Below are 23923 nucleotides of genomic sequence, written 5' to 3' on the forward strand. Positions count from 1 at the left end.
TTTTTCAATCTTCAGATACAAAAACGCCCAGGCAGTAGCGCCCGGGCGTTTGGCGGGGCGGTAGGTATTTCAGCTTTGGCGGCTGCTTACCGCCCGCGACTGGCGCACGACCTTAGATCTTGCCAACCAGGTCCAGCGACGGTGCCAGGGTGGCTTCGCCTTCTTTCCACTTGGCCGGGCAGACTTCGCCTGGGTGGGCGGCAACGTACTGGGCAGCCTTGACCTTGCGCAGCAGCTCGCTGGCGTCACGGCCTACACCACCGTCGTTGAGTTCGACGATCTTGATCTGGCCTTCTGGGTTGATCACGAAGGTACCGCGATCGGCCAGGCCGGCTTCTTCGATCAGTACGTCGAAGTTGCGCGAGATGATGTGGGTCGGGTCACCGATCAGCGGGTATTCGATCTTGCCGATGGTGTCCGAAGTGTCGTGCCAGGCTTTGTGGGTGAAGTGGGTGTCGGTGGACACGCCGTAGATCTCAACGCCCAGCTTCTGGAACTCGGCGTAGTTGTCAGCGAGGTCACCCAGTTCGGTTGGGCAGACGAAGGTGAAGTCAGCCGGGTAGAAGAACACGACAGACCACTTGCCTTTCAGGTCGGCTTCGCTGACCTGGACGAACTCGCCTTTGTGGTAGGCAGTGGCGTTGAACGGTTTGACTTGGCTGTTGATGATAGGCATGAGAGACGCTCCTTCATGGGGTTGGAATCAGTTGATGGAGAGAATCCTAACCGTTCATCCCAATGAAGGCTCATTGGCAAAGCTGATGCTGCTGATTGGTTTTGGCTATAACCAGGGTTTATTAATAGAAGAGATTGCGCTGAACAACCAGCTGCTGCTTGTGTAGGAAAACCCTGTGGGAGCGGGTTTACCCGCGAACACCGGCAAAGCCGGTGCCATACACCGCGTTGTATTCTTCGCGGGTAAACCCGCTCCCACAGGGTGGTGTCGTCACACGCGATTATCAGCGGGTAACGGTACGCATGGTCACGAACTCTTCGGCTGCCGTCGGGTGCACGCCGATGGTCTCGTCGAACTGCTGCTTGGTCGCCCCGGCCTTCAGCGCAATCCCCAGGCCCTGGACGATCTCACCGGCATCCGGCCCAACCATGTGGCAACCCAGGACCTTGTCGGTCTCGGCATCGACCACCAGCTTCATCAGGGTCTTTTCCTGGATGTCGGTAAGGGTCAGCTTCATGGCCCGGAAACGGCTCTCGAAGATCTGCACCTTATGCCCGGCTTCCAGCGCCTGTTCTTCGGTCAGGCCGACGGTACCGATCGGCGGCTGGCTGAACACTGCGGTGGGGATGTTCTGGTAGTCCACCGGGCGGTACTGCTCGGGCTTGAACAACCGCCGTGCAACGGCCATGCCCTCGGCCAGGGCCACGGGGGTAAGCTGCACCCGGCCGATCACATCGCCGATGGCGAGGATCGATGGCGCGGTGGTCTGGTACTGGTCGTCGACGCGAATGTAGCCGCGGGCATCCAGCTCGACGCCGGTGTTTTCCAGGCCCAGGTTGTCCAGCATCGGCCGGCGACCGGTGGCGTAGAACACACAGTCGGCAACCAGCTCGCGGCCGTCCTTGAGGGTGGCCTTGAGGCTGCCGTCATCCAGCTTGTCGATACGCTGGATGTCCGCATTGAACTGCAGATCGAGGCCGCGTTTTTCCAGCTCTTCTTTCAGGTGCGTGCGCACCGAGCCGTCGAAGCCACGCAGGAACAGGTCGCCGCGATACAGCAAGGTGGTGTCGGCACCCAGGCCCTGGAAGATGCCGGCAAACTCGACGGCAATGTAACCACCGCCCACCACCAGCACACGGCGGGGCAGTTCCTTGAGGTAGAACGCCTCGTTGGAGGTGATAGCCAGTTCCTTGCCTGGGATGTCTGGCACCTGCGGCCAGCCACCAGTGGCAATGAGGATGTGCTCGGCCGTGTAGCGCTGGCCGTCGACGTCCACTTCGTTGGCGCCGGTCAGCCGTGCATGGCCTTGCAACAAGGTCACCCCGCTGTTGACCAGCAGGTTGCGGTAGATGCCGTTGAGGCGCTCGATTTCCCGGTTCTTGTTGGCAATCAAGGTGCCCCAGTCGAAATGCCCTTCTTCCAGGGTCCAGCCGAAGCCTGCGGCTTGTTCCAGCTCGTCAGCGACGTGCGCGCCATACACCAGCAGTTTTTTCGGCACGCAGCCGACGTTGACGCAGGTACCGCCCAGGTAGCGGCTCTCGGCCACTGCCACTTTCGCGCCAAAGCCCGCGGCAAAGCGCGCAGCGCGCACACCGCCGGACCCGGCACCAATCACGAACAGATCAAAATCGTAGGCCATTTATTCAGTCTCCTAGGCTGGCGCCCAGCATACCGCCGTTGGCCGCCGCAAACAAAAAAGCCACCCCGAAGGGTGGCTCTCAGACCTGCCAGGCTTATCAGTAAGCCTTGCCCGTCTTGTAGTAGTTCTCGAAGCAGAAGTTGGTCGCGTCGATGTAGCCTTCGGCGCCACCGCAGTCGAAACGCTTGCCCTTGAACTTGTAGGCGATCACGCAGCCATCTTTGGCCTGCTGCAGCAGGGCGTCGGTGATCTGGATTTCACCGCCTTTGCCCGGCTTGGTGTTGGCGATGATATCGAAGATATCCGGGGTCAGGATGTAGCGACCAATGATCGCCAGGTTCGATGGCGCGTCCTCAGGGGCCGGTTTTTCGACCATGTCGGTGACGCGGAAGATGTCGTCGCGGATCATCTCGCCGGCGATCACACCGTACTTGTTGGTTTCCTGCGGGTCGACTTCCTGGATGGCAACGATCGAGCAGCGGTACTGCTTGTACAGTTTGACCATCTGGGTCAGAACACCGTCACCTTCCGGGTTGACACACAGGTCGTCAGCCAGCACAACGGCGAACGGTTCGTCGCCGATCAGCGGACGGCCGGTGAGGATCGCGTGGCCCAGGCCCTTCATTTCGGTCTGACGGGTGTAGGAGAAAGAGCACTCGTTGAGCAGACGACGGATGCCGACCAGGTATTTTTCCTTGTCGGTGCCCTTGATCTGGTTTTCCAGCTCGTAGCTGATGTCGAAGTGGTCTTCCAAGGCACGCTTGCCACGGCCAGTCACGATGGAGATCTCGTTCAGCCCGGCATCCAGCGCTTCTTCAACGCCATACTGGATCAGCGGCTTGTTGACCACCGGCAGCATTTCCTTAGGCATGGCTTTGGTAGCGGGCAGGAAGCGGGTGCCGTAGCCGGCGGCCGGGAACAAGCATTTTTTGATCATATACGTCCTTAACGAAGGCTAGGCCTGTGGAATTCGGCGCAGTCTAATCAGGCGGCAGTCACCTTACAATGCCCCACCTGAGGCCGACCGATGCCATGATAGAGATAACCCAGTGTAGATAGTTCCTGAGCATCGTAAATATTGCGACCATCGAATACCACTGGCATGCGCATAAGCCCCCGCACCCGTAGGAAGTCCGGCTGCCTGAATTGCTTCCATTCGGTCACCAGTACCAAGGCGTCCGCGCCTTCGACGCAGGCGTAAGGGTCTTCGCTCAGGCGCAGTTGGCCAGTGTCCAAGGCGTGCGGGTAGCGCCCTGCCATGCCGCCCAGCGCCACCGGGTCGCAGGCCTGTACCCGCGCACCGGCCGCCAGCAAGGCGTCGATCAGTACCAGGCTGGGCGCCTCGCGCAGGTCGTCGGTACCGGGTTTGAAGGCCAACCCCCACAGCGCCACGCTACGCCCACGCATGAAGCCGCCAAAATGCTGGTGCAGCGCCTTGAACAGCAAGGTCTTCTGCGCTTCGTTACGGGCTTGCACCGCCTGCAGAATACCCGCCGGGTAGCCAAGCTGCTCGGCGGTGCGGATCAGCGCCCGGACATCCTTGGGGAAGCACGAGCCGCCATAGCCACACCCGGCATAGATGAAATGGCTGCCGATGCGCCGGTCGCTGCCAATGCCTCGTCGCACCTGCTCGATATCCACGTCCAGCTGCGCGCAAAGCCCGGCCAGCTCGTTGATGAAGGAGATCTTGGTGGCCAGAAAGGCATTGGCGGCGTATTTGCTGAATTCGGCGGCGCGCGGCGCCATCAACAGGATGCGTTCACGGTTACGCACAAACGGCGCATACAGCCGCTGCAGGCACTGGCTGGCGGCTGCGCTGTCGGTGCCGATGATGATGCGGTCCGGGCGCATGAAGTCTTCCAGGGCGCTACCCTCCTTGAGAAACTCGGGGTTGCTCGCCACCTCGACAACAAAGCCTGCGCCACGCTCGCGCAGGCCAAGCGCAATGTGCCGGGCTACGCGTTCCGCGGTGCCTACGGGAACAGTCGACTTGTTCACCACCAGGCACGGGTGGGTCAGGTGTCGCCCCAGGCTGTCGGCCACGGCCAGCACATGCTGCAGGTCGGCTGAGCCGTCTTCCTGGCTCGGTGTGCCCACTGCGATGAACACCACCTCGGCGGCGGCCAGGGCTTGCTGCCAGTCATCGCTGAAGGCCAGCCGGCCCGCCTGCATGGCGCTGTGCAACAGCGCCTGCAGGCCTGGCTCGTGGATCGGGCAGTGGCCTTGGCGCAGTTGCATCAGGCGCTGCGGGTCGCGTTCCAGGCAGACCACGCGATTGCCCATTTCGGCAAAACAGGCCGCCGTCACCAAACCAACATACCCCGCCCCGATCACACAGAGTTCCATGGCCGCGCTCCTTCAGGATGATGGCGGCCATTGCAACCCGGCAGTGGTTGCAGGGCGGTGACGGGTTGATGACAAAAACGGTTGTTGCCTGTGCTGGCCTATCAGCTACCGGTTCCTTGCCCGATCAGCACCCCCTCGACCTTCTGCCCATACAGGTTCACCCCGTCATTGGCATGAAACTTCAGCCGCGTCTTCTCGATAGAGCCCTCCACCAACCGCGGATCCTGCGGCCGCTCATGGCGGTTGATCCATGCCGCCACATCCCAGGCCTGTTCATCGCTCAGGCTGCCAGGCTTGCCCAGCGGCATGTTGTATTTGATGAAAGACGCCGCCGTGTTGATACGGTGCATCCCGGCCCCCCAGTTGTAGGAATCCTTGCCCCACAACGGCGGCATCACATACTCGCCGGCCACCTGCTGCCCTTCGCCATTGTCGCCGTGGCAAATCGCACACTGGTCACGGTAGACCTGCTGGCCACGCTTGAAGTCATAGCCACCCTTGGGCTGAGGGACATCCGGGTAGCCGCGCCCGGCGATCTCCACGCCTGTCGGCGCCTTGGTCGACAACCAGTAGGCATACACCGACAACGCCGTCATCTGCGGGCTGTCTGCCGCCGGTGGTTTGCCATTCATGCTGAACTGGAAACACCCCTGAATACGCTCGGCATAGGTGTTGACCTTGTCGTTTTTCTTGCGATACGCCGGGTACATCGGATACGCACCCCACATCGGCGCAGAGTGGGCCAAGCGCCCCTGATCAAGGTGGCAGTTGCTGCAGTTCATGCCGTTGCCCACGGCTTCGGGCATCAGCCGCCGGGTATCGACAAACAGCGCATGGCCCTGGCGGACCATCTTGCCAAAGGCATTGTCCGGCAACTCGCTCTCGGCAGGCGGCACGAACTGGGGCGCGGCCTGCACGCCCGGCACTTTCAACTGCGACTGGTCTTCCATGGCGATCGGGCCTGCCTGGGCACTGCCCATGGCCAACAGCAGCACGGCTGGAATCATCGGCTTCATGGCGTGACCTCCGGGTGGGCGGGACGGGCGAAGAACGCGGCAATCGCCTTGACCTCGTCATCGGTCATGGCCTTGGCCACGCCGACCATCAGTTGGTTGGGGTCATTGCTGCGGCTGCCGTCGCGCCAGGCATTCAGTTGGGCTACCAGGTAAGCCGCAGGCTGGCCTGCAAGCGGTGGGAAATGCTCACCCACACCGCTGCCGCCTGGGCCATGGCATTGCACACACCCCGGAATCTGCCGCCCCCAGTCGCCATACAGTGCCAGGCGCGTGGTGGGGTCATCGGCTATCTGCTGGCGGCGCAGATCGGCTGCTGGCTCAGCCGGGAGGCTGGCCAGGTAGGCACTGACAGCTTTGATTTCGTCGTCGCTCAGGGCCTTGGCAAGCGGTTCCATGACCGGCTGCTTGCGGGTGCCATTGCGCCAATCCTGCAATTGCTTGCTGAGGTAACCGGCCGGCAGGCCGGCCAAGCGAGGGAACCCGGCAGCGGCAATGCCCTTGCCGTCTGGGCCATGGCAACCTATACAGGCCATGGCGGCGGGGTTCGCCCCACCCTGGGTGAAGATCTTCTGGCCATCGGCGGCATGCGCCGTGGGCCAGGCCAGGATCAGCAGGCTGCCGATCACGACTCGACTCAACGGGGTCATCACGAATCTCCATTTCTTTTGTTATAAGCTTAGGCTTAAAAAACATAAGCAAATGGATACTAGACCCGTAGGGCAAGTCGCAACAACGCCAACACCTACCAGGTGACAGCGATTGGCCGTTTAACCGCGCATCCGTTGCGCCAGATCAATGGCCAGAAATGCATTGCGTCGCTGCGGTGCGCACATCACCCAGGCGCAACGGGAAGTTGTTCAACCGTTCATGCAATTTAATGCTGCTGCCGCTGCCACGCGAGTCGATATCGACCAGTGCCGCCGGCCCAGCCCCGGCCGTGAGCTTTTGCGGGACGATCAGGCGCAAGCCATCACCGCGTTGCTCCTCGACCAACGGATCACGGGTATCGGCCAGCTTCTGCTTGACGCAATCGGCGTATTCACGCGGTGTCTTGCCAGACATCACATCCATCGTTTCATGCGACTGCTCAAGCTCCGAAACGCTGACACAGCCCCCAAGCCCCAGGAACAACGCCGCCACCATCCACTTCATTTGCAGCACCTCTGCCATCAAGAATCCAGTTCGACCACAGCCACGCCTGTTTGCTCCCTGCTTTGGCAGAATTATCTACGCCTGGCCATCGAGCGCGGCAGCTTAGCGTGACATCGTGGTATCTTTCGCCTTTGCAGATCCAAACCTTGCGGAGCATCACATGAAATTCGTACACCAGCGCGAGCACCTCAACGAGGACGATATCGTCGTCATCGAGTGCTCCCAGCGCTGCAACATCCGCCTGATGAACGACGCCAACTTCCGCAGCTTCAAAAATGGCGGTCGACACACCTACCATGGTGGTGCCTTCGACAAGTTCCCGGCCAAGATCACCGTTCCGAGTACCGGTTTCTGGAACATCACCCTCGATACCGTGACCACGCGCCCGATCTCGGTAACGCGCAAGCCGACCTTGACCCACAAGATCAAGATCATCCGTCGCTCGTCGTCGAAACTCAGATAAGACCGCCATGACCCAGACCATCAAGTACGTCATCAAATACAAACTCGACGGCGCGCGCCGTTGGGATTTCGCACTCATGAGCGATGCCTCCCAGGAGCAGGCGCTGCAAGCGCTGCGCAAGATCCACGGCGACGACGCCGAAAAGATCAGCGACATCCAGGTCAGCAAGGCCCTGTAAACGCCCCGCAGGTACTGCCGCACCGATCACGCCGCCCGCAAGGAGACCCGCATGAGTCCTTGGCCCGACCGCCGTATTCTCGATCTGCTGGGCATTGAAGTGCCTATTCTGCAGGCGCCGATGGCAGGTGCGACGGGCTCGGCCATGGCCATTGCCGTGGGCGCTGCAGGCGGCCTTGGCGCACTGCCCTGCGCCATGTTGAGCAGTGACCAGGTACGTGATGAGATCGAAGCGTTCCGCGCGGCCTGCCCTACGCGGCCGCTGAACCTGAACTTCTTCTGCCACCAACCACCACCGCCCGACGCGATCCGCGAGGCGCGCTGGAAGCAGGCACTCAAGCCTTACTACAACGAGGTGGGTGCCGATTTCGACGCCCCTACCCCGGTCTCCAACCGCGCGCCATTCGATGAGCAAAGCTGCCAGCTGGTCGAGCAGTTGCGCCCTGAAGTGGTGAGCTTTCACTTTGGCCTGCCCGAGCCCCACCTGCTGCAACGGGTCAAGGCCAGTGGTGCCAAGGTGCTGTCCAGTGCTACCACGGTGGAAGAAGCGCTGTGGCTGGAGCGCAACGGCTGTGACGCGATCATCGCCATGGGCTATGAAGCGGGTGGCCATCGCGGCATGTTCCTCAGCGAAGACATCACCAGCCAGATTGGCACCTTCGCCCTGGTGCCGCAGATCGTCGACGCAGTCACGGTACCTGTGATTGCAGCCGGGGGCATCGCCGACCACCGTGGCCTGGTCGCGGCCCTTGCCTTGGGCGCCTCGGCCGTGCAGATTGGCACGGCCTACCTGTTCTGCCCCGAGGCCAAAGTGTCTGCGGCTCACCGCCGCGCGCTGGACACCGCGCCCGCCAGCGACACGGCCCTGACCAACCTGTTCACCGGCCGCCCAGCGCGGGGCATCAACAACCGCATCATGCGTGATCTGGGGCCGATGAGCGACCTGGCACCGCGCTTCCCGCTGGCAGGTGGCGCATTGATGCCACTGCGTGCAATCACCGACCCGCAAGGCAACAGCGACTTCAGCAACCTGTGGTCAGGCCAGGCGCTGCGCTTAGGCAGGCACATGCCGGCAGCTGAGCTGACCCAGGAAATTGCCAGCAAGGCACTGCAAACGCTATCGCGCTGAACAGCACGTGCAGGCCATTACCGCCGTCGTCGTCCAGCCCCCTTCCCGGCCAACGGCCTATCGCTATATAGTTCACGCTATAACGATAACCCAAGGAGCTGTCTTCATGCGTATCCGCCCATTCCACCTGGCCGCCACTGCACTGGCGAGCCTGATCTGCCTTAACACTGCCTGGGCCGACGAAGTCCAGGTCGCGGTCGCAGCGAACTTCACAGCCCCCATCCAGGCCATAGCCAAAGACTTTGAAAAGGACACCGGCCACACGCTGGTCGCCGCCTATGGTGCTACCGGGCAGTTCTACGCCCAGATCAAGAATGGCGCGCCGTTTGAAGTATTCCTCGCCGCCGACGACAGCACCCCGGCCAAGCTCGAGCAGGAAAAGGAAATCGTCCCAGGCTCGCGCTTCACCTACGCCATCGGCACCCTGGCCCTGTGGTCGGCGAAAGAAGGTTACGTGGACACCAAGGGGGACGTGCTGAAGCAGAACACGTACAAGCACCTGTCCATCGCCAACCCTAAAGCCGCCCCCTACGGCCTGGCCGCGACCCAGGTGCTCGACAAGCTGAAACTGACCGAGGCCACCCAGGGCAAGATCGTCGAAGGGCAGAACATCACCCAGGCTTTCCAGTTCGTGTCCACCGGCAATGCCGAGCTGGGCTTCGTCGCGCTGTCGCAAATCTACAAGGACGGCAAAGTCACCAGCGGCTCGGCCTGGATCGTGCCGTCCAACCTGCACGACCCGATCCGCCAGGACGCTGTGATACTCAACAAAGGCAAGGACAGTGCCGCTGCCAAGGCGCTGGTCGAATACCTGAAAGGCCCGAAAGCCGCCGCGGTAATCAAATCTTACGGTTATGAACTCTGATGCCACTGGACGCCAGTGACCTGGGTGCCATCTGGCTGACCATCAAACTGGCCAGCCTGACCACCTTGATCCTGCTGATCGTCGGCACGCCCATCGCTTGGTGGCTGGCGCGCACGCGCTCTTGGCTGCGTGGGCCGGTGGGCGCGGTGGTGGCCCTGCCGCTGGTGCTGCCACCGACGGTCATCGGCTTTTACCTGCTGATCGCCCTCGGGCCCCATGGCTGGCTTGGCCAGGCCACCCAGGCATTGGGGCTGGGCAGCGTGGTATTCAGCTTCAGCGGGTTGGTGATCGGCTCGGTGATTTACTCCATGCCCTTTGTGGTGCAACCTTTGCAAAACGCCTTTGGCGCCATCGGCCAGCGGCCGCTGGAAGTCGCTGCCACCCTGCGCGCCAGCCCATGGGACACCTTCGTCCATGTGGTACTGCCGCTGGCCCGCCCCGGGTTCATCACCGCCAGCATTCTGGGCTTTGCCCATACCGTGGGCGAGTTTGGCGTGGTGCTGATGATCGGTGGCAACATCCCCGACAAAACCCGCGTGGTCTCGGTGCAGATCTTCGATCACGTCGAGGCCATGGAGTATGCGCAAGCCCACTGGCTGGCCGGTGCCATGCTGGTGTTCTCGTTCTTGGTGCTGCTCCTGCTATACGCTGGGCGCCGCGGCAAAGCTGGCTGGAGCTGAAATGACTGCATCGATTGTGGCGCGCCTGAAGCTGGCGCGCGACGACTTTACCCTGGATGTCGACCTGCAACTGCCTGGGCGCGGGATCAGCGCGCTGTTCGGCCATTCCGGGTCTGGCAAAACCTCCTGCCTGCGCTGCCTGGCAGGGCTGGAGCGCGCCGCCAGCGCCTACATCGAAGTAAACGGCGAGGTCTGGGAAGACAGCAGCCGCGGCTATTTTCAAGCGCCTCACCTGCGCCCGGTGGGCTATGTATTCCAGGAAGCCAGCCTGTTCCCGCACGTGTCGGTGCGCGGCAACCTGGAGTTTGGCTGGCGCAGGGTCGCGCCCAGCGAGCGCAAGGTCAGCCTTGAGCAGGCCTGCCAGTTGCTGGGCATCGGCCACCTGCTCGCACGTCGGCCCGCCACGTTGTCCGGCGGTGAGGCGCAGCGGGTCGGTATCGCACGCGCGCTGCTGAGCAGCCCACGGCTGTTGTTGATGGACGAGCCGTTGGCTGCCCTCGATGGGCCGCGCAAGCGCGAAATCCTGCCGTACCTGGAGCGCCTGCATGACGAGCTGGATATTCCGCTGGTGTATGTCAGCCATGCCCAGGACGAAGTAGCGCGCCTTGCCGACCACCTGGTGTTGCTGGAGCAAGGCCAGGCCGTGGCCAGCGGCCCGATTGGCGAAACGCTTGCACGCCTGGACCTGTCGCTGGCCCAGGGCGAAGATGCCGGGGTGGTGTTCGAAGGCCTGGTAGTCGGGCATGACCCCCATTACGACCTGCTCGACCTTCGTCTGCCCGGCAACGGCGCGCCGATACTGCGCATTGCCCACCCCGCTCACGTCATGGGCAGCACCCTGCGGGTAAAAGTGCAGGCGCGCGACGTGAGCCTGGCCCTGACGGCGGACAGCGCCTCCAGCATTCTCAACCGGTTGCCGGTAAAGGTGCGCGAAACCCGCCCGGCAGACAATCCGGCCCATGTGCTGGTGAGCCTGGATGCCGGGGGCAATGCCTTGCTGGCGCGCATCACCCGCTTCTCGGCAGACCAGCTTGACCTGTACCCAGGCCAGGCCCTGATCGCCCAGATCAAGTCGGTGGCTTTATTGGGCTGAGCAACCCGGACGCGACCGTTGTCCATTGATCAGAGACCTGATCGAGGCCTGCCGCCGATGCTCGACTGCCCCCTGCCCCGCACCCTGCATTACGTTGACGACAGCCAACCTGGCCTGAGCCGACGGCGCTGGCGCGACCGCTTCATCTACCTGGACACCGAGGGGCAGCGGGTTCGCGACGCCGACACCCTCGCACGCATTGCCGCACTGGTGATCCCCCCAGCCTACAGCGATGTGTGGATCTGCGCCGACCCGCAAGGCCATCTGCAAGCCACCGGCCGCGACGCCCGTGGCCGCAAGCAGTACCGCTACCATGAGCAATGGCGCGAACTGCGCGACCAGCACAAATACGGGCGCATGTTGGCATTTGCCCAGGCACTGCCGAAATTGCGCTCGCAACTGGAGACCCACCTGGCCAGACCGGGCCTGGACCGGGAAAAGGTGATGGCACTGGTCGTCAGCCTGCTGGACCACACCCTGATCCGCATCGGCAACCAGCGTTACCTGCGTGACAACCAGTCATACGGGTTGACCACGCTGCGCAACCGTCACGTCAAGGTGCAAGGCGGCACCATCCGCTTCCAGTTCCGCGGCAAGCGCGGCGTCGAGCACGATGTCACCCTGCACGACAGGCGCCTGGCCAACCTACTCAAGCGCTGCATGGAGCTGCCGGGCCAAGCGCTGTTCCAGTACCTCGACGAAGAGGGGCAACGCCACAGCATCGGTTCCAGCGATATCAACCAGTTCTTGCAGGCGCTTACTGGCGCTGACTTTACCGCCAAAGACTACCGCACCTGGGCTGGCAGCAGCCTTGCGCTGAACCTGCTCAGGCCGCTGGCATGGGAGCCGGAAACCGAAGCGAAACGCCAGGTCGCTGCCATCGTCAAGCAGGTCGCCACACGCCTGGGCAATACCCCGGCGGTATGCCGGCGCTGCTACATCCACCCGGCCGTGCTGGAACACTTTGCCCTCGGCCGCCTGGCCAGTTTGCCCCGCAAACGTAATCGCAAAGGCCTGGATCCAGAAGAAGTGGCGCTGCTGTTATTTCTGCAGGCGCTGGAGGAACAGGACGATCATTGACACTGTCTATTTAGGCCATGATGCAGAGAAATTTCCCATCCGGGCTGAACCCCCCTATTCTTGCCACCGAGCACCTTCGCCGGGACACCGCTTGCGGCAGTTACCGGCGCCTGCACCTGAAGATACGCAACAGAATTTGTCTGTCGGGGAATTCCTATCCGCCGAAAGCGTCTTTAATGAGAAGGAAGAGGGACTGGCTCCCACCGCCGCGGCAATTAGCCCGACGGATTTCAACATTACCAAGGAGAACTACATGCTGATACTCACCCGTAAGGTTGGCGAAAGCATCGTCATCAACGATGACATCAAAGTCACCATTCTGGGCGTCAAAGGGATGCAGGTGAGGATTGGCATCGATGCACCGAAAGATGTTCAGGTGCACCGCGAAGAAATCTTCAAGCGTATCCAGGCTGGCAACCCAGCCCCGGAAAAGCACGACGAGCCGCACTGAGCGGCACTGCCTCAAGCCGCACGGATGCGCTTGATCGACCTGCGTCTCAGTTGCCCAGCAGTTCGCGCACCTTGGCGATCATCCTGTCCATATCGAAGGGCTTGTCGAACACCGCGGCGAACAGCTCCGGGCATCCTTGGCTGGCCTGCGCGCCGCTCATGAGGATGACCGGCAAGTCGCTCAGCTGCAGCTCCTCGCGCATCCTGCGTGCCAGCTCTTCACCATTGAGCAACGGCATCATGTAGTCGGTGATCACCAGCTCGACGCGTTTTTCCTTCAGTGCTTCCAGCGCCTTGAGGCCATTGCTCGCCTTTTCCACCAGATAACCTTCATCCTCCAGGGCAAAGCCGAGGATGTCGGCGATCAGGTATTCGTCATCGACGATCAGAATGGTGTTCATCAGCCGCCCCGTCACCCGCCGCCTTGCTGCACCGGCGTCCCCGAGAGCACGCCGCTGGCGCCCTCGAAGGCCTTGCGCAAGGTAATGCCCTGCGGGCCGAGCAACAGCTCGTGCAGCGCGGGGTCATGGTGGCTGTCACGCACCTTGAGAATCGACAGCATGCGCCGCAGCTGGGAACCCAGTTCGACGAAACGCATCAGCATCAAGTTGTCGACGATGCTCGACAGGTCCGGTGCCGGGGCCATGATTTCCGACCCGAACATGTCACGCATCTCCCAGGTCAGCAGCACACTGACGTCTCGCGCCCGCAACTCGCCGGTCAAGGCGCGGAAAAACGCGTTGAGCCGAGTCGGGTCAATTGCCAAACGGCTGAAGGCGCCCAGGCTGTCGATCACCACACGCTTGCTGCGTTGGGCCTCTACACGCGCCAGTAAGCGCGCACCAACCTGGTCCAGCAAACCCTCCGTGGTGGGCTGCCAGCACAGCTGCAGCGCACCTTCGCGTTCCAGAGCGGCAAAATCGTAGCCAAGCGATAGCGCCTTGAGGCGCAGGCGTTCGGGTGTTTCGTAGAATCCAAAATGCACACCAGGCGCTTCTTTCGTGCACGCACCAAGAAAGGCCAGGCCCAGTGACGTCTTGCCGATACCGGAGGGCCCCATGATCAGGCTAACGGAGCCTGTAGCCAGCCCGCCGTCGAGCATTTCATCCAGGCTGGGAATGCCCGAAGAAACACGGCTCAGGCTGGCGTTGCCCAGGTGGCTGGGGTGGCTGAACAGCGATTCAAGACGTGGAAAAACATGCATGCCCGCTTCATCGATCAAGCATTCATGGCGCCCCGACAGGGCTGCGCTACCACGCGTCTTGCGCAGTTGAATATGGCGCACGGCACGGCTGCCCACCAGTTGCTCGCCCAGTTCGAGCACACCATCGACCATGGTGTGCTCCGGGCTACCCTCGTCCAGCCGGGCGCTGGTCAACAACAGCAGGGTGCAGCCGGCAAAGGCGGCGTGGCCTTGCAGTTCCGAGACGAATTTCTTGGTGTCCAGGGTCGTTTCGGCGCGCACTCGGGCATTGAGCACCCCATCGACGATCAGCAGGCTGGCCTGCTGCCGGTTGATTTCCTGGCGCAGCAGCTTGACCACGGCATCGAGCCCTTCCTGCTCCAGGGTATCGAAGGCACTGACAAATTGAATCTGGTCGCCCACCAGGGTCGGATCAAAAAACGCCAGCGTCCCAAGATATTGGAACAGCCGCTCGTGCGATTCACTGAGCAACGTCGCCACCAACACCCTGCCGCCACCCTGTACGTGGCCACAGGCCAACTGATTGGCGAGGATGGTTTTACCCGCGCCAGGCGGGCCTTGAACGATGTAGGACGCGCCCGCGACCAGCCCGCCCTTGAGCAGGGCATCGAGCCCTTCGATCCCCGTCACCAGCCGCTTGAGTGCTTGTGCCATGGTGTGTACCTGTAGAATTGGTGATCCGCTTATGGGTCACACGCGGGCAAATAAAGACGCATGCACGTGCCTTGGCCAGGCACGCTGTCGACGCTGATGGCGCCATTGCTCTGCTTGGCAAAACCGTAAACCTGGCTCAGGCCAAGGCCGGTGCCCTTGCCGAAGGCCTTGGTGGTGAAAAAAGGCTCGAAGATACGTGGCAGTACGTCGGGAGCAATCCCGCTGCCGCTGTCCTGCACCTCGAAGCACACATAACGGCCACGCAACCCTTCAACGTCCCCGGCCAGTTCAACAACATCGACCGCCAGGCCGATGCTGCCTTTACCCTCAATGGCGTCACGGGCGTTGAACAGCAAATTGAGCAGCACCATCTGCAACTGCCCGGCATCGACTTCGATGGCGGGCAGACTCGCGGGCAAATGGTGTTGCAGGTCGATTTCACTTGTCAGCGAATGCTCGAGCAAGCCACGCGTGGCAGCGATCAACTCCAGGGGCGCGATGCGCGTGACATCCAGCTTACGGTGTCGGGCAAAGCTGAGCAGTTGTTGGGTCAGCTCGGTGCCCCGCTCGCCGGCCTCGAGGATGTGATGCAACAGGCGCTGGACGCGCTCCGGGTCATGGGAGGTGAGGGCCAGCCGGGCGGAACTCAGGATGATCGTGAGCATGTTGTTGAAATCATGCGCCAGCCCGCCGGTCAGCTGGCCGAGCGCTTCGAGCTTCTGCGCCTGGAACAGCTGCGCACGCACAGCGTCGAGCTGCAGTGCCGATTCACGCCGGTCGGTAATGTCGCGGGTAACCTTGGCCAGGCCAATGATCTGCCCAAGGTCATCGCGAATCACATCCAGCGCGGCCAGCGCCCAGAATTGCGAGCCGTCCTTGCGCACACGCCACCCCTCATCCTGCGCCACGCCTTGCTCGAGCGCCTGGCGCAGCAAGCGCTCGGGGAGCCCTTGCGCGCAATCCTGAGGGGTGAAGAACAACGAGAAATGCTGGCCGATCACTTCATCGGCCCGGTAGCCCTTGATGCGTTCGGCGCCAGCGTTCCACGACACCACATGCCCCGTCGGGTCGAGCATGTAGATGGCGTAGTCAACCACCGATTGAACCAGCTGTTCATAGCGGTGCGCGGGCATGACAGGGTGTTCGAGACAGTCAGCTGAAACCATGCAGACTCCACAGGCACAGCGGGGAGGAATTGGGTTTAAGCAGGAGTGTCCTCTGCAGCCGCCCCCGTGGCAACTGATTGTCAGTGTTATCGATCGACGAGTACGGGCACTGAGGCGAATCCTGCTGCCTGCGGTCACGGCTAACTTCACCTTGATAATAGGTGCTGGAGTTGACTCAACTATAACAATGGGTTATAAAGCGCGCTTGAATGCAACGCGCTTTCTACTTAGTACATCTGCTTAGAAGCCCGCCGGTCGTCAAGGCCCATTCAAGTGCGAGTGTGGTGGAATTGGTATACACAGCAGACTTAAAATCTGTCGGCGTGAGCCTTGCGGGTTCGAGTCCCGCCACTCGCACCAAATTCCTTCGAAAAGGCGCCCTGGTGGCGCCTTTTTGCTGCCCAGCGGAAATCTTCGGTGCAACTGCTAGAGTGGAGCTTGTCCCCGTCCACTGGTATGCCGCCATGCGCTACTCCCTGTTCGATGGTCAACGCGACTTCATCATCCTGGTTGCCCGCATTCTGCTGATGATTCTGTTTGTTGTGTCCGGGTGGGCCAAGTTGACCGGCTTTGAAGGCACGGTCAGCTACATGACCTCCCTCGGCGCCCCCGCCCCTACAGTTGCCGCAGCCGTTGCGGTGATCATGGAGTTTTTCGTCGGCATCGTGCTGATTCTGGGGTTCTACACGCGCCCGCTGGCCTTCCTGTTTGCACTGTTCGTGCTGGGCACCGCATTGATCGGCCACCCGTTCTGGAACATGGTCGACCCCGAGCGCAGCGCCAACATGACCCAGTTCCTGAAAAACCTGAGCATCATTGGCGGCTTGCTGTTGCTGGCCGTGAGTGGCCCCGGCCGCTTCTCGCTGGACCGTCGCTGACTCACGCGTCTTCGCAGTCGTCGAACCAGGCTGGGTGATCACGTTCCTCGTCATCGAGGTCATCCAGCGTTTCCTCATCCTCCTCGACAGGGTCTTCGGCGCCTTGGGCGTCTGCCTCGGGGTCGATGCCGTCGTAAAGGAATTCGTGGTCGAGCAGGTGGTCATGCTCGGGCTCGTGCAGATCGTCTTCGTCGCGCATGCGGGGCGGACTCCTGGGATGGCGGGAGGCTTGTATAGGCTGAACAGGGGGCGAGGTCAATGGGTTGCGGCTTAATGCTGAGTTAACGGAGCGGGCGCAGTCTGCAGGCTCTCCCTTCAAACGTTATTTGCCCGCCTTTTCATGGCGGGCTTTTTTTGGGCGGTGATTTTTTGATGCGGGGCGAAGGGCCTGGCTTGAGATTTTTAGCGCGTTTGAGATCGAGCGGCTGACCAACGAGCGCAACCTTCAAAACCCACTAAGCTCCACTATCCGATACTCGGGTATTCGGCTTTTCCACACATTGCCCATCGTCGCTCTGGCGATCCACACCGACGTGCCGATTTTCGGCGCAAAGAGGGTGCTCCAATGGCGACAATCGAGACAAAAGCGTTCGCTCGCGGGTTGCTCAAAGTAGAGAACTGCTGGCAGGCCTACATCCTGTCACGCCAATCCACCCAGGGGCTTGCCGGCCACGAACTCACGGCCGCGCAAGAAGCGTGCGACCGCGACTACATTCGGTTTCAGAACCAAAGCCAGCAGTTTTACGCCGAAGTGCGCAAGCGGGTAGGCGACGCTGAAAAGCTGGAAGCGGACTTGGCACGCTACCCACCTCAATAACGTTTCTTCAGCCGTCATTGGGGTCGCTGTGCGACCCCATTCGCCTTATCTGACGACTTTGGAGCTGGGCCACCTCGCCGATGGCAGCTTGGGGCCAACACGATCGGATGCACCAATGCCAGACGCCACTTCCTGGATGGCTCCGCCTTTTGAAAGGAATGCTTTGATCTGCTCGTCTAGCCGCAGGTGGGCTTTGTGCGTGGGGGACTGATGGGAGGCATTCATGACTGAACCTCGATAGAGGAGTCACTGAAATGCAGCAACTCGTTTGTCACTATACGCTGCATCGACCACAGAATGGGCGAAATCCCCTGCCCTTGCCACCAGTGCCTGCCGTTACAGGGCCTCCACTCGCCGGTCACCGGCCGGCGGCGCCGCTTTCAAGATGTGGGTAAAGCTCCCGGTCAGGCCGAACCGAAGCTCTTTGGGCATCAAGAATGTGAAGTGAATGAGCCATGCCCCATCGCCGAGCAACAACGTCTCGCTTCTGTACCGAATGACTTCCGCTTCGCTAATGCCGATCGCCACAGCGACTTCCTGATTGCTTGGCTTGCGATCCATTGAGGTGACTCCCTCCGACATTGCGCCGGGAAGCCATCAATACTCCTCCAGAGTCGGAAGCGCTACTTATAAATTTCCACCCTGGCACACCGCTTCATGCTGCAGTAGCCCTTTCAGTATAAAACGTCATCAAAAGGCAATGAGGCCTGCGACAACGCCCTTAGCTAAACGCCAGGGTTTCCACAGGGAAAGGTGGTCGAACAATCGGCTGGAATTGCCCGCGACACCTGCAACAGCGAGGTAGACGAACCACTTTCGCAGCGCTCTGGAGAGTTTCTTTTTTGTGAATCGCAACAGTCGGTACACCTTGAAAAATAACCCTGTCGCTAAAAACGGAAAAGCCCAACACGTACTGAGCTTAGGCGTCACGCCTCAAGGGGCTTCTGTATTTTCCGCCCCACAAAGAAAAACCCCGCAGACGTTAATCTGCGGGGCTTTCGAATAATGGAGGCCGAGGTCGGAATCGAACCGGCGTAGACGGATTTGCAATCCGGAGCATAACCACTTTGCTACTCGGCCTCAAAGTCGGATCTAGCTGCTTGCGCTTTGCTATCTCCTTGAAACACTGAACCTTTTTCAAAGTTCGCTGCGTTTCGATGGGCGCCATTATGTCTTCAATCATCGAACCTTGCAACCCCCTGAACATAAAAAAATTTCAAGGGGTTCAAGGTGTTAGCGCAAGCGGCCGAGTTTGCTCCAAAGCCCCACCACAGTGTTCTCCACCGTGCCGCTGGCAGCCATGCCGATACGTTCCTGCAAGCTCTTGCGTTCGGCGTAGTGCAGGTGGAACAGGTTGGCGTTGCGGGCGCGGTCGCTGAGGTACTCGTCGCTGGTCTGCAGCTCGTCAACCAGCTTGCGGTTGAGAGCCGCCACGCCCAGCCAGACTTCGCCGGTGGACACTTCGTCGATGTGTAACTGCGGGCGATAGCGCGAGACAAAGTCCTTGAACAGCTGGTGGGTAATGTCCAGGTCTTCCTGGAATTTCTCCCTGCCCTTTTCGGTGTTTTCGCCGAACACAGTGAGGGTGCGCTTGTATTCGCCCGCTGTGAGCACTTCGAAATCGATGTCGTGCTTCTTCAACAGGCGATTGACATTAGGCAGTTGCGCCACCACACCAATCGAACCCAGCACGGCAAAGGGCGCGCTGACGATCTTCTCGCCAATGCAGGCCATCATATAACCACCGCTGGCCGCCACCTTGTCGATGCACACGGTCAGCGGGATGCCCGCCTGGCGAATACGCGCCAGCTGCGAAGCCGCCAGGCCGTAGCTGTGTACCAGGCCACCGCCACTCTCCAGGCGCAGCACTACTTCGTCCTGCGGGGTGGCGAGGGTCAGCAGCGCGGTGATTTCGTTGCGCAGGCTCTCGGTGGCCGAGGCCTTGATGTCGCCATCGAAATCGAGCACGAAGACCCGGCCCTTTTCTTCGGCCTTGCCTTTTTTCTGCTGTTTTTCCGCCTTGGCCTGCTGCTTGCGCAGCGCCTTGAGCTGGGCCTTGTCGAGCAGGCCCGACTCCAGGCGCTCACGCAGCTCTTTATAGAACTCGTTGAGGCGGGTGACCTGCAATTGCCCGCCCGGTTTGCGCCGCCCTTTACCGCGCAAACCGGCGATGGCCGACAGCACGACCAGGATGGCAATCACCAGGGTGGCGGTTTTGGCGAGAAAGCTTGCGTATTCGGCAAGAAACTCCACGTTGACTCCTTCATAGACCAGCGCCAGTTCGGCGCGTAACTGCTGCAAGCATACCGGTGCGCCTGAGGCGCTGCCAGCCGGTGTAAACGCTGGCAACACAGTTCAAACAACCTTTTCAAACGCTTGTATGTTTTTTCGTTGACAGCCTGTGTGGCACATCCTAACCTCGCAGCAACCTCCAACAGGCCGGATACCTCCGTGGGCAACCTCTACCTGATCCGACATGGCCAAGCCTCCTTCGGTGCCGAGGACTACGACGTCCTCTCGACCATCGGTGTGCGTCAGAGCCAAGCCCTGGGTGAACACCTGGCACTCCTCGATGTGCAGCTGGATCGTTGCGTGGCCGGCGACCTGCGCCGCCAGCAGGACACCGCACGCCTGGCCCTGGAGGCCTTGCACGCCACAGGCTGCCCGGTTCCGGCTGTTGAGACCGATGCGGCATTCAATGAGTTCGATGCCGATGGTGTGATCCGTGCCCTGCTGCCCGGCCTGCTGGCGCAAGAACCCGATGCCCTGCACATCCTGCGCAATGGCGCGCAGCATCGCAGCGAATTCCAGCGCCTGTTCGCGCTGATGGTGCAGCGCTGGCACGCGGGCGATCATCCTGCCAACGATGGCCTGGAGACTTGGCAGGCCTTCACCGCGCGCGTCCAGCGTGGCCTGCAGCGTGTGCTCGAAGGCGCGGGCAGTGGCGACAACATCGCCATCTTCACCTCCGGCGGCACCATTGCGGCCCTGCTCCATCTGGTTACCGGCATTACCCCCAGCCAAGCCTTCGCGCTGAACTGGCAGATCATCAACACGTCGCTCAGCCAACTGAAGTTTCGCGGCCGCGACGTGGCACTGGCCTCCTTCAACAGCCAAGCCCACGTGCAGCTGTTGAGGGCGCCGGAGCTTGTCACCTACCGATGAGCCCGGCTTGTTGTGTCCCTGCGGACGCGAATATAACTTAATAAGGATTACGCCATGAGCGATGTAGCTAAAGCCGTCGAAGCGATGAAAGCAAAGTTCAATCCAGCCGCTGCCGCAGGCCTGGACCTGGTGTTCGGCTTCGACATCACCGACGAAGACAAAAAGTACGCCCTGATCATCAAGGACGGTACGTGTGACATCCAAGAAGGCGAAAACCCAGACGCCAACTGCACCCTGGTGCTGGACAGCGAGACCCTCAAGGGTATCGTCAGCGGCGAGACCGACGGCATGCAGGCCTTCATGGGTGGCAAGCTGCGCGTCGAAGGCGACATGATGCTGTCGATGAAACTCAGCGAACTGTTCCCGTCCTGAGTGATGGGCACGCCGATTGATCAAAAAACCGAAGCCTGACCGGCTTCGGTTTTTTTTTGCCCGATCACATCAAGGCGATTGATCCATCAGCAACACCCTCACCTATATGACGGCTGGCACGCTTGTTCCAACGCCGGCAGACCATTAGATTAGCCAATAGTTGTTGCGAACGAAAATAAGGAAAACGCATGACGCTCACCGATCAGTCCACCCAGGTCCGCCCCGGCGAAGAACTCGACGCGGCCGTCATCGACCCTTATCTCAAGGCCCATATTCCCGGCCTCGAAGGCTTGCCGAGCATCAGCCAGTTCCCCGGCGGCGCCTCCAACCTCACCTACCTGGTCACCTACCCCGGCCGAGAGTTTGTGCTGCGCCGCCCACCGTTCGGGCAAAAGGCCAAGTCGGCCCACGACATGGGCCGTGAATTTCGTATCCTCAATCAGCTCAACAGTGGCTTCCCTTACTGCCCCAAGGCGTACGTGCACTGCACCGACGAGACCCTGATCGGCGGCGAGTTCTATGTGATGGAGCGGGTCAACGGCATCATCCTGCGCTCGGACATCCCGGCTGAACTCAAGCTCGACCCAGCCAGTACCGAAGCTCTGTGCAAAAGCTTCATCGACCGCCTGGTCGAACTGCATCAGGTCGACTACCAAGCCTGCGGCCTCGCCGACCTGGGCAAGCCGGAAGGCTATGTGCAACGCCAGATCGAGGGGTGGACAAGCCGCTATGCAAAAGCCATCACCGACGATGCCCCGCGCTGGGAGCACGTGATTGCCTGGTTGCACGACAAGATGCCCGCCGACCACCCACGCCCCGGCATCGTTCACAACGACTACCGCTTCGATAACGTGATACTCGATGCCGACAACCCAATGCGCATCATCGGCGTGCTGGATTGGGAAATGGCCACCCTCGGCGACCCGCTGATGGACCTGGGCAACAGCCTGGCCTACTGGATCGAGGCAGCAGACCCGGCGCCCGTGCAACTGATGCGCCGCCAACCCAGTAACGCGCCCGGCATGCTCACCCGCCGGCAGTTCGTCGACTACTACGCCGAGCGCGCCGGCATTCGCCTCGACAACTTCGATTACTACTATTGCTATGGCCTGTTCCGCCTCGCCGGCATCGTCCAGCAGATCTACTACCGCTACTACCACGGCCAAACCCAGGACAAACGCTTCGCTCAGTTCATCCACATGAACCGGCTGCTGGAGCAGATGGCCTTGCAGGTGACCCGCACCTCCACGCTCTGACGACAGATAACAAGGAAAACAGCATGTCCAAGACCCACTTGTTCGACCTTGACGGCAAGATCGCCTTCGTTTCCGGCGCCAGCCGCGGCATCGGCGAGGCCATTGCCCATCTGCTGGCGCAGCAGGGCGCCCATGTCATTGTCTCCAGCCGCAAACTGGACGGCTGCCAGCACGTTGCCGACGCGATCATCGCCGCCGGGGGCAAGGCCACCGCAGTGGCCTGCCATATCGGCGAAATGGAGCAGATCCAGCAGGTGTTCGCGGGGATACGCGAACAGTTCGGGCGCCTGGATATCCTGGTCAACAACGCGGCCACCAATCCGCAGTTCGGCAACGTGCTGGACACCGACCTGCTCGCCTTCCAGAAGACCGTCGACGTCAACATCCGCGGCTACTTTTTCATGTCGGTGGAAGCCGGCAAGCTGATGCGCGAACACGGCGGCGGCAGCATCATCAACGTGGCGTCGATCAACGGTGTTTCGCCTGGGCACTTCCAAGGCATCTATTCGGTGACCAAGGCTGCGGTGATCAACATGACCAAGGTCTTCGCCAAGGAATGCGCGCCATTCGGCATCCGCTGCAATGCCCTGCTGCCCGGCCTGACCGACACCAAGTTCGCCTCGGCACTGGTGAAGAACGAGGCCATCCTCAAGGCCGCTCTGCAGCAAATCCCGCTCAAGCGCGTGGCCGACCCCAAGGAAATGGCCGGCGCGGTGCTGTACCTGGCCAGCGACGCCTCCAGCTACACCACCGGCACCGCACTCAACGTCGACGGTGGTTACCTGTCCTGATCAGGCCTTGATCGCCTGCAAGGTGTAGCTCAAGGGCAGGCGTGACGGCTGGTGGCGCAAACGCCACTCGCCGTCAGCGCCCTTGTCCATCTGCCCAGGCAGCGCTTCCCAAGGGATGCTCGGGTGCTCGACCAGGCCGGTCAGCTGCAGCCCGTGCGCCAGCAAGGCACTGATAACCTCGCCCAGGCCGTGGTTCCACTCATGGGTCTCGGTATGGACGAGGCGCTGGTCGGTTTCGACGTATGTCTGGTCGGTGTGCCACACCGTCGGGGTTTCGTGCTCGAAGTACGGATACTCGATCAACAGGCGGTCCTGATGGTCTTCGTTGACGGCCATCAGCATCGGGTGGCCATCGCGCAGGAACAGCCGCCCACCCGGCTTCAACAAGGCCGCCACAGCGCGCGCCCACGGCTCGATGCGGGGCAGCCAGCAGAGCGCGCCGATGCCGGTGTAGACCAGGTCGAACGTGCCCGCTGGCAGCACTTGGTCGGCGGCGTAGACATCTGACTCCACATACGCGATTGGCGCTGCGCAGCGTTCGGCCAACGCCCGCGCCTGCGCCAGCGAAGCCGCGGAAAAATCCAGACCACAGACCTGTGCGCCAAGGCGCGCGAGCGACAGGGTATCGGTGCCGATGTGGCACTGCAGGTGAACGGCGTTGAGCCCGTTGATATCGCCCAGCAGCGGCAAGTCGAAACGAACGGTCTCGGAAAGATGCGCGGGGCGTTCGACCAGCAGCTCGACCTCATAATCTTTCGAGGCAGCGTGCAAGGGGGCGCGTTCGTCCCAGCTGGTGCGGTTGAGTTGCAGCGATCGGTCCATGGTTGACGTCCTTGTCTGCTTGTACTGTTTAG

General features: G+C 61.3%; 30 protein-coding genes and 2 tRNA genes. 16 read left to right on the top strand and 16 right to left on the bottom strand.

Annotated elements, in window-relative coordinates; all coding sequences use genetic code 11:
* Positions 1-112 precede the first annotated feature (112 nt).
* Entirely contained in the window at positions 113-676 is a 564-nt protein-coding gene (gene ahpC / locus HU750_RS16085) for an alkyl hydroperoxide reductase subunit C (protein ID WP_027592669.1), read from the bottom strand.
* A 34-nt stretch (positions 677-710) separates the two neighbouring features.
* Between ahpC and HU750_RS27325 the strand changes: the two genes are divergently transcribed.
* Positions 711-842 carry a hypothetical protein gene (locus HU750_RS27325; protein WP_264083905.1) on the top strand — a complete coding sequence of 44 codons (132 nt, stop codon included), beginning with the start codon at positions 711-713 and terminating at the stop codon, positions 840-842.
* Positions 843-959: 117 nt separating this feature from the next.
* Here HU750_RS27325 and gorA read toward each other — a convergent pair whose 3' ends face one another.
* The 6 genes from gorA to HU750_RS16115 form a co-directional block, all read right to left on the bottom strand.
* Positions 960-2315 (bottom strand): glutathione-disulfide reductase, encoded by a 1356-nt coding sequence (gene gorA / locus HU750_RS16090; protein WP_186681135.1) that lies wholly within the window; start codon positions 2313-2315, stop codon positions 960-962.
* Positions 2316-2412: 97 nt separating this feature from the next.
* A complete protein-coding gene (galU, locus tag HU750_RS16095) occupies positions 2413-3252 on the bottom strand; it encodes a UTP--glucose-1-phosphate uridylyltransferase GalU (RefSeq protein WP_027592671.1) in 840 nt (279 codons plus the stop codon).
* Between the two features lie 47 nt (positions 3253-3299).
* Positions 3300-4661, bottom strand: a complete 1362-nt coding sequence (locus tag HU750_RS16100) for a UDP-glucose dehydrogenase family protein (protein WP_186681137.1) — start codon at positions 4659-4661, stop codon at positions 3300-3302.
* Positions 4662-4762: 101 nt separating this feature from the next.
* Positions 4763-5677 (bottom strand): c-type cytochrome, encoded by a 915-nt coding sequence (locus HU750_RS16105; protein ID WP_186681139.1) that lies wholly within the window; start codon positions 5675-5677, stop codon positions 4763-4765.
* On the bottom strand, positions 5674-6324 hold the full coding sequence (locus HU750_RS16110; RefSeq protein WP_186681141.1) for a c-type cytochrome: 651 nt from the start codon (positions 6322-6324) through the stop codon (positions 5674-5676). Before HU750_RS16110 ends, HU750_RS16105 begins: the two co-directional genes overlap by 4 nt.
* Before the next feature lie 145 nt (positions 6325-6469).
* Complete coding sequence (locus HU750_RS16115) at positions 6470-6829, bottom strand: hypothetical protein (RefSeq protein ID WP_186681238.1); 360 nt, start codon at positions 6827-6829, stop codon at positions 6470-6472.
* A gap of 160 nt (positions 6830-6989) precedes the next feature.
* On the opposite strand from HU750_RS16115, the gene HU750_RS16120 reads away from it, so the two are divergent.
* The 8 genes from HU750_RS16120 to csrA all read left to right on the top strand — a co-directional run bounded on the left by HU750_RS16120 (position 6990) and on the right by csrA (position 12767).
* Complete coding sequence (locus tag HU750_RS16120) at positions 6990-7292, top strand: DUF1883 domain-containing protein (RefSeq protein WP_027592676.1); 303 nt, start codon at positions 6990-6992, stop codon at positions 7290-7292.
* Between the two features lie 7 nt (positions 7293-7299).
* The gene (locus tag HU750_RS16125) at positions 7300-7470 is read left to right on the top strand and encodes a hypothetical protein (protein ID WP_186681143.1); all 171 of its coding nucleotides are present in this window, start codon (positions 7300-7302) and stop codon (positions 7468-7470) included.
* Positions 7471-7521: 51 nt separating this feature from the next.
* Complete coding sequence (locus HU750_RS16130; protein ID WP_186681145.1) at positions 7522-8598, top strand: NAD(P)H-dependent flavin oxidoreductase; 1077 nt, start codon at positions 7522-7524, stop codon at positions 8596-8598.
* Positions 8599-8704: 106 nt separating this feature from the next.
* A complete protein-coding gene (gene modA, locus HU750_RS16135) occupies positions 8705-9463 on the top strand; it encodes a molybdate ABC transporter substrate-binding protein (protein WP_186681147.1) in 759 nt (252 codons plus the stop codon).
* A complete protein-coding gene (modB, locus tag HU750_RS16140) occupies positions 9463-10143 on the top strand; it encodes a molybdate ABC transporter permease subunit (RefSeq protein ID WP_027592679.1) in 681 nt (226 codons plus the stop codon). The genes modA and modB overlap by 1 nt, the downstream gene beginning before the upstream one ends.
* Before the next feature lies 1 nt (position 10144).
* The gene (modC, locus tag HU750_RS16145) at positions 10145-11236 is read left to right on the top strand and encodes a molybdenum ABC transporter ATP-binding protein (RefSeq protein ID WP_186681149.1); all 1092 of its coding nucleotides are present in this window, start codon (positions 10145-10147) and stop codon (positions 11234-11236) included.
* Positions 11237-11293: 57 nt separating this feature from the next.
* Entirely contained in the window at positions 11294-12316 is a 1023-nt protein-coding gene (locus HU750_RS16150; RefSeq protein ID WP_027592681.1) for a DNA topoisomerase IB, read from the top strand.
* A gap of 253 nt (positions 12317-12569) precedes the next feature.
* Positions 12570-12767, top strand: coding sequence for a carbon storage regulator CsrA (csrA, locus tag HU750_RS16155; protein WP_099454680.1), 198 nt, complete (start codon positions 12570-12572; stop codon positions 12765-12767).
* Positions 12768-12813: 46 nt separating this feature from the next.
* Here csrA and HU750_RS16160 read toward each other — a convergent pair whose 3' ends face one another.
* The 3 genes from HU750_RS16160 to HU750_RS16170 are packed head-to-tail and all read right to left on the bottom strand — an operon-like array spanning position 12814 to position 15790.
* Positions 12814-13167 (bottom strand): response regulator, encoded by a 354-nt coding sequence (locus tag HU750_RS16160; protein ID WP_186681151.1) that lies wholly within the window; start codon positions 13165-13167, stop codon positions 12814-12816.
* A gap of 11 nt (positions 13168-13178) precedes the next feature.
* Positions 13179-14624 carry an ATPase domain-containing protein gene (locus tag HU750_RS16165; protein ID WP_186681153.1) on the bottom strand — a complete coding sequence of 482 codons (1446 nt, stop codon included), beginning with the start codon at positions 14622-14624 and terminating at the stop codon, positions 13179-13181.
* A gap of 29 nt (positions 14625-14653) precedes the next feature.
* Positions 14654-15790: a two-component system sensor histidine kinase NtrB gene (locus tag HU750_RS16170; RefSeq protein WP_186681155.1), complete on the bottom strand. Its 1137-nt coding sequence runs from the start codon at positions 15788-15790 to the stop codon at positions 14654-14656.
* A 275-nt stretch (positions 15791-16065) separates the two neighbouring features.
* Here HU750_RS16170 and HU750_RS16175 point away from each other — a divergent pair.
* Positions 16066-16150: transfer RNA gene (locus HU750_RS16175), tRNA-Leu, on the top strand.
* A 104-nt stretch (positions 16151-16254) separates the two neighbouring features.
* The gene (locus HU750_RS16180) at positions 16255-16668 is read left to right on the top strand and encodes a DoxX family protein (protein ID WP_099454684.1); all 414 of its coding nucleotides are present in this window, start codon (positions 16255-16257) and stop codon (positions 16666-16668) included.
* Position 16669: 1 nt separating this feature from the next.
* Here HU750_RS16180 and HU750_RS16185 read toward each other — a convergent pair whose 3' ends face one another.
* Complete coding sequence (locus tag HU750_RS16185) at positions 16670-16867, bottom strand: hypothetical protein (protein WP_085273068.1); 198 nt, start codon at positions 16865-16867, stop codon at positions 16670-16672.
* A 366-nt stretch (positions 16868-17233) separates the two neighbouring features.
* Here HU750_RS16185 and HU750_RS16190 point away from each other — a divergent pair, with 366 nt between their 5' ends.
* Positions 17234-17485 (top strand): hypothetical protein, encoded by a 252-nt coding sequence (locus tag HU750_RS16190; protein WP_027592687.1) that lies wholly within the window; start codon positions 17234-17236, stop codon positions 17483-17485.
* 45 nt (positions 17486-17530) lie between these two features.
* On the opposite strand, the gene HU750_RS27590 is transcribed toward HU750_RS16190, so the two are convergent.
* The 4 genes from HU750_RS27590 to sohB form a co-directional block, all read right to left on the bottom strand.
* Entirely contained in the window at positions 17531-17710 is a 180-nt protein-coding gene (locus HU750_RS27590; RefSeq protein WP_369124820.1) for a hypothetical protein, read from the bottom strand.
* A 111-nt stretch (positions 17711-17821) separates the two neighbouring features.
* Positions 17822-18046 carry a hypothetical protein gene (locus tag HU750_RS16195; RefSeq protein WP_186681157.1) on the bottom strand — a complete coding sequence of 75 codons (225 nt, stop codon included), beginning with the start codon at positions 18044-18046 and terminating at the stop codon, positions 17822-17824.
* Between the two features lie 445 nt (positions 18047-18491).
* Positions 18492-18565 (bottom strand) — tRNA-Cys (locus tag HU750_RS16200).
* Between the two features lie 153 nt (positions 18566-18718).
* A complete protein-coding gene (gene sohB, locus HU750_RS16205; RefSeq protein WP_186681240.1) occupies positions 18719-19738 on the bottom strand; it encodes a protease SohB in 1020 nt (339 codons plus the stop codon).
* A 198-nt stretch (positions 19739-19936) separates the two neighbouring features.
* On the opposite strand from sohB, the gene HU750_RS16210 reads away from it, so the two are divergent.
* The 4 genes from HU750_RS16210 (at position 19937) to HU750_RS16225 (ending at position 23069) form a co-directional block, all read left to right on the top strand.
* Positions 19937-20650, top strand: a complete 714-nt coding sequence (locus tag HU750_RS16210) for a histidine phosphatase family protein (RefSeq protein ID WP_186681159.1) — start codon at positions 19937-19939, stop codon at positions 20648-20650.
* A gap of 54 nt (positions 20651-20704) precedes the next feature.
* Positions 20705-21022, top strand: coding sequence for an SCP2 sterol-binding domain-containing protein (locus tag HU750_RS16215; RefSeq protein WP_085273065.1), 318 nt, complete (start codon positions 20705-20707; stop codon positions 21020-21022).
* Positions 21023-21210: 188 nt separating this feature from the next.
* A complete protein-coding gene (locus HU750_RS16220) occupies positions 21211-22278 on the top strand; it encodes a phosphotransferase family protein (RefSeq protein WP_099454700.1) in 1068 nt (355 codons plus the stop codon).
* A gap of 23 nt (positions 22279-22301) precedes the next feature.
* Positions 22302-23069 (top strand): SDR family oxidoreductase, encoded by a 768-nt coding sequence (locus HU750_RS16225; RefSeq protein ID WP_186681161.1) that lies wholly within the window; start codon positions 22302-22304, stop codon positions 23067-23069.
* Here HU750_RS16225 and HU750_RS16230 read toward each other — a convergent pair whose 3' ends face one another.
* Positions 23070-23891: a class I SAM-dependent methyltransferase gene (locus HU750_RS16230; protein ID WP_186681163.1), complete on the bottom strand. Its 822-nt coding sequence runs from the start codon at positions 23889-23891 to the stop codon at positions 23070-23072.
* Positions 23892-23923: the final 32 nt, after the last annotated feature.

Source organism: Pseudomonas sp. SWRI50, assembly GCF_014269095.1.
Taxonomy (GTDB): domain Bacteria; phylum Pseudomonadota; class Gammaproteobacteria; order Pseudomonadales; family Pseudomonadaceae; genus Aquipseudomonas; species Aquipseudomonas kermanshahensis.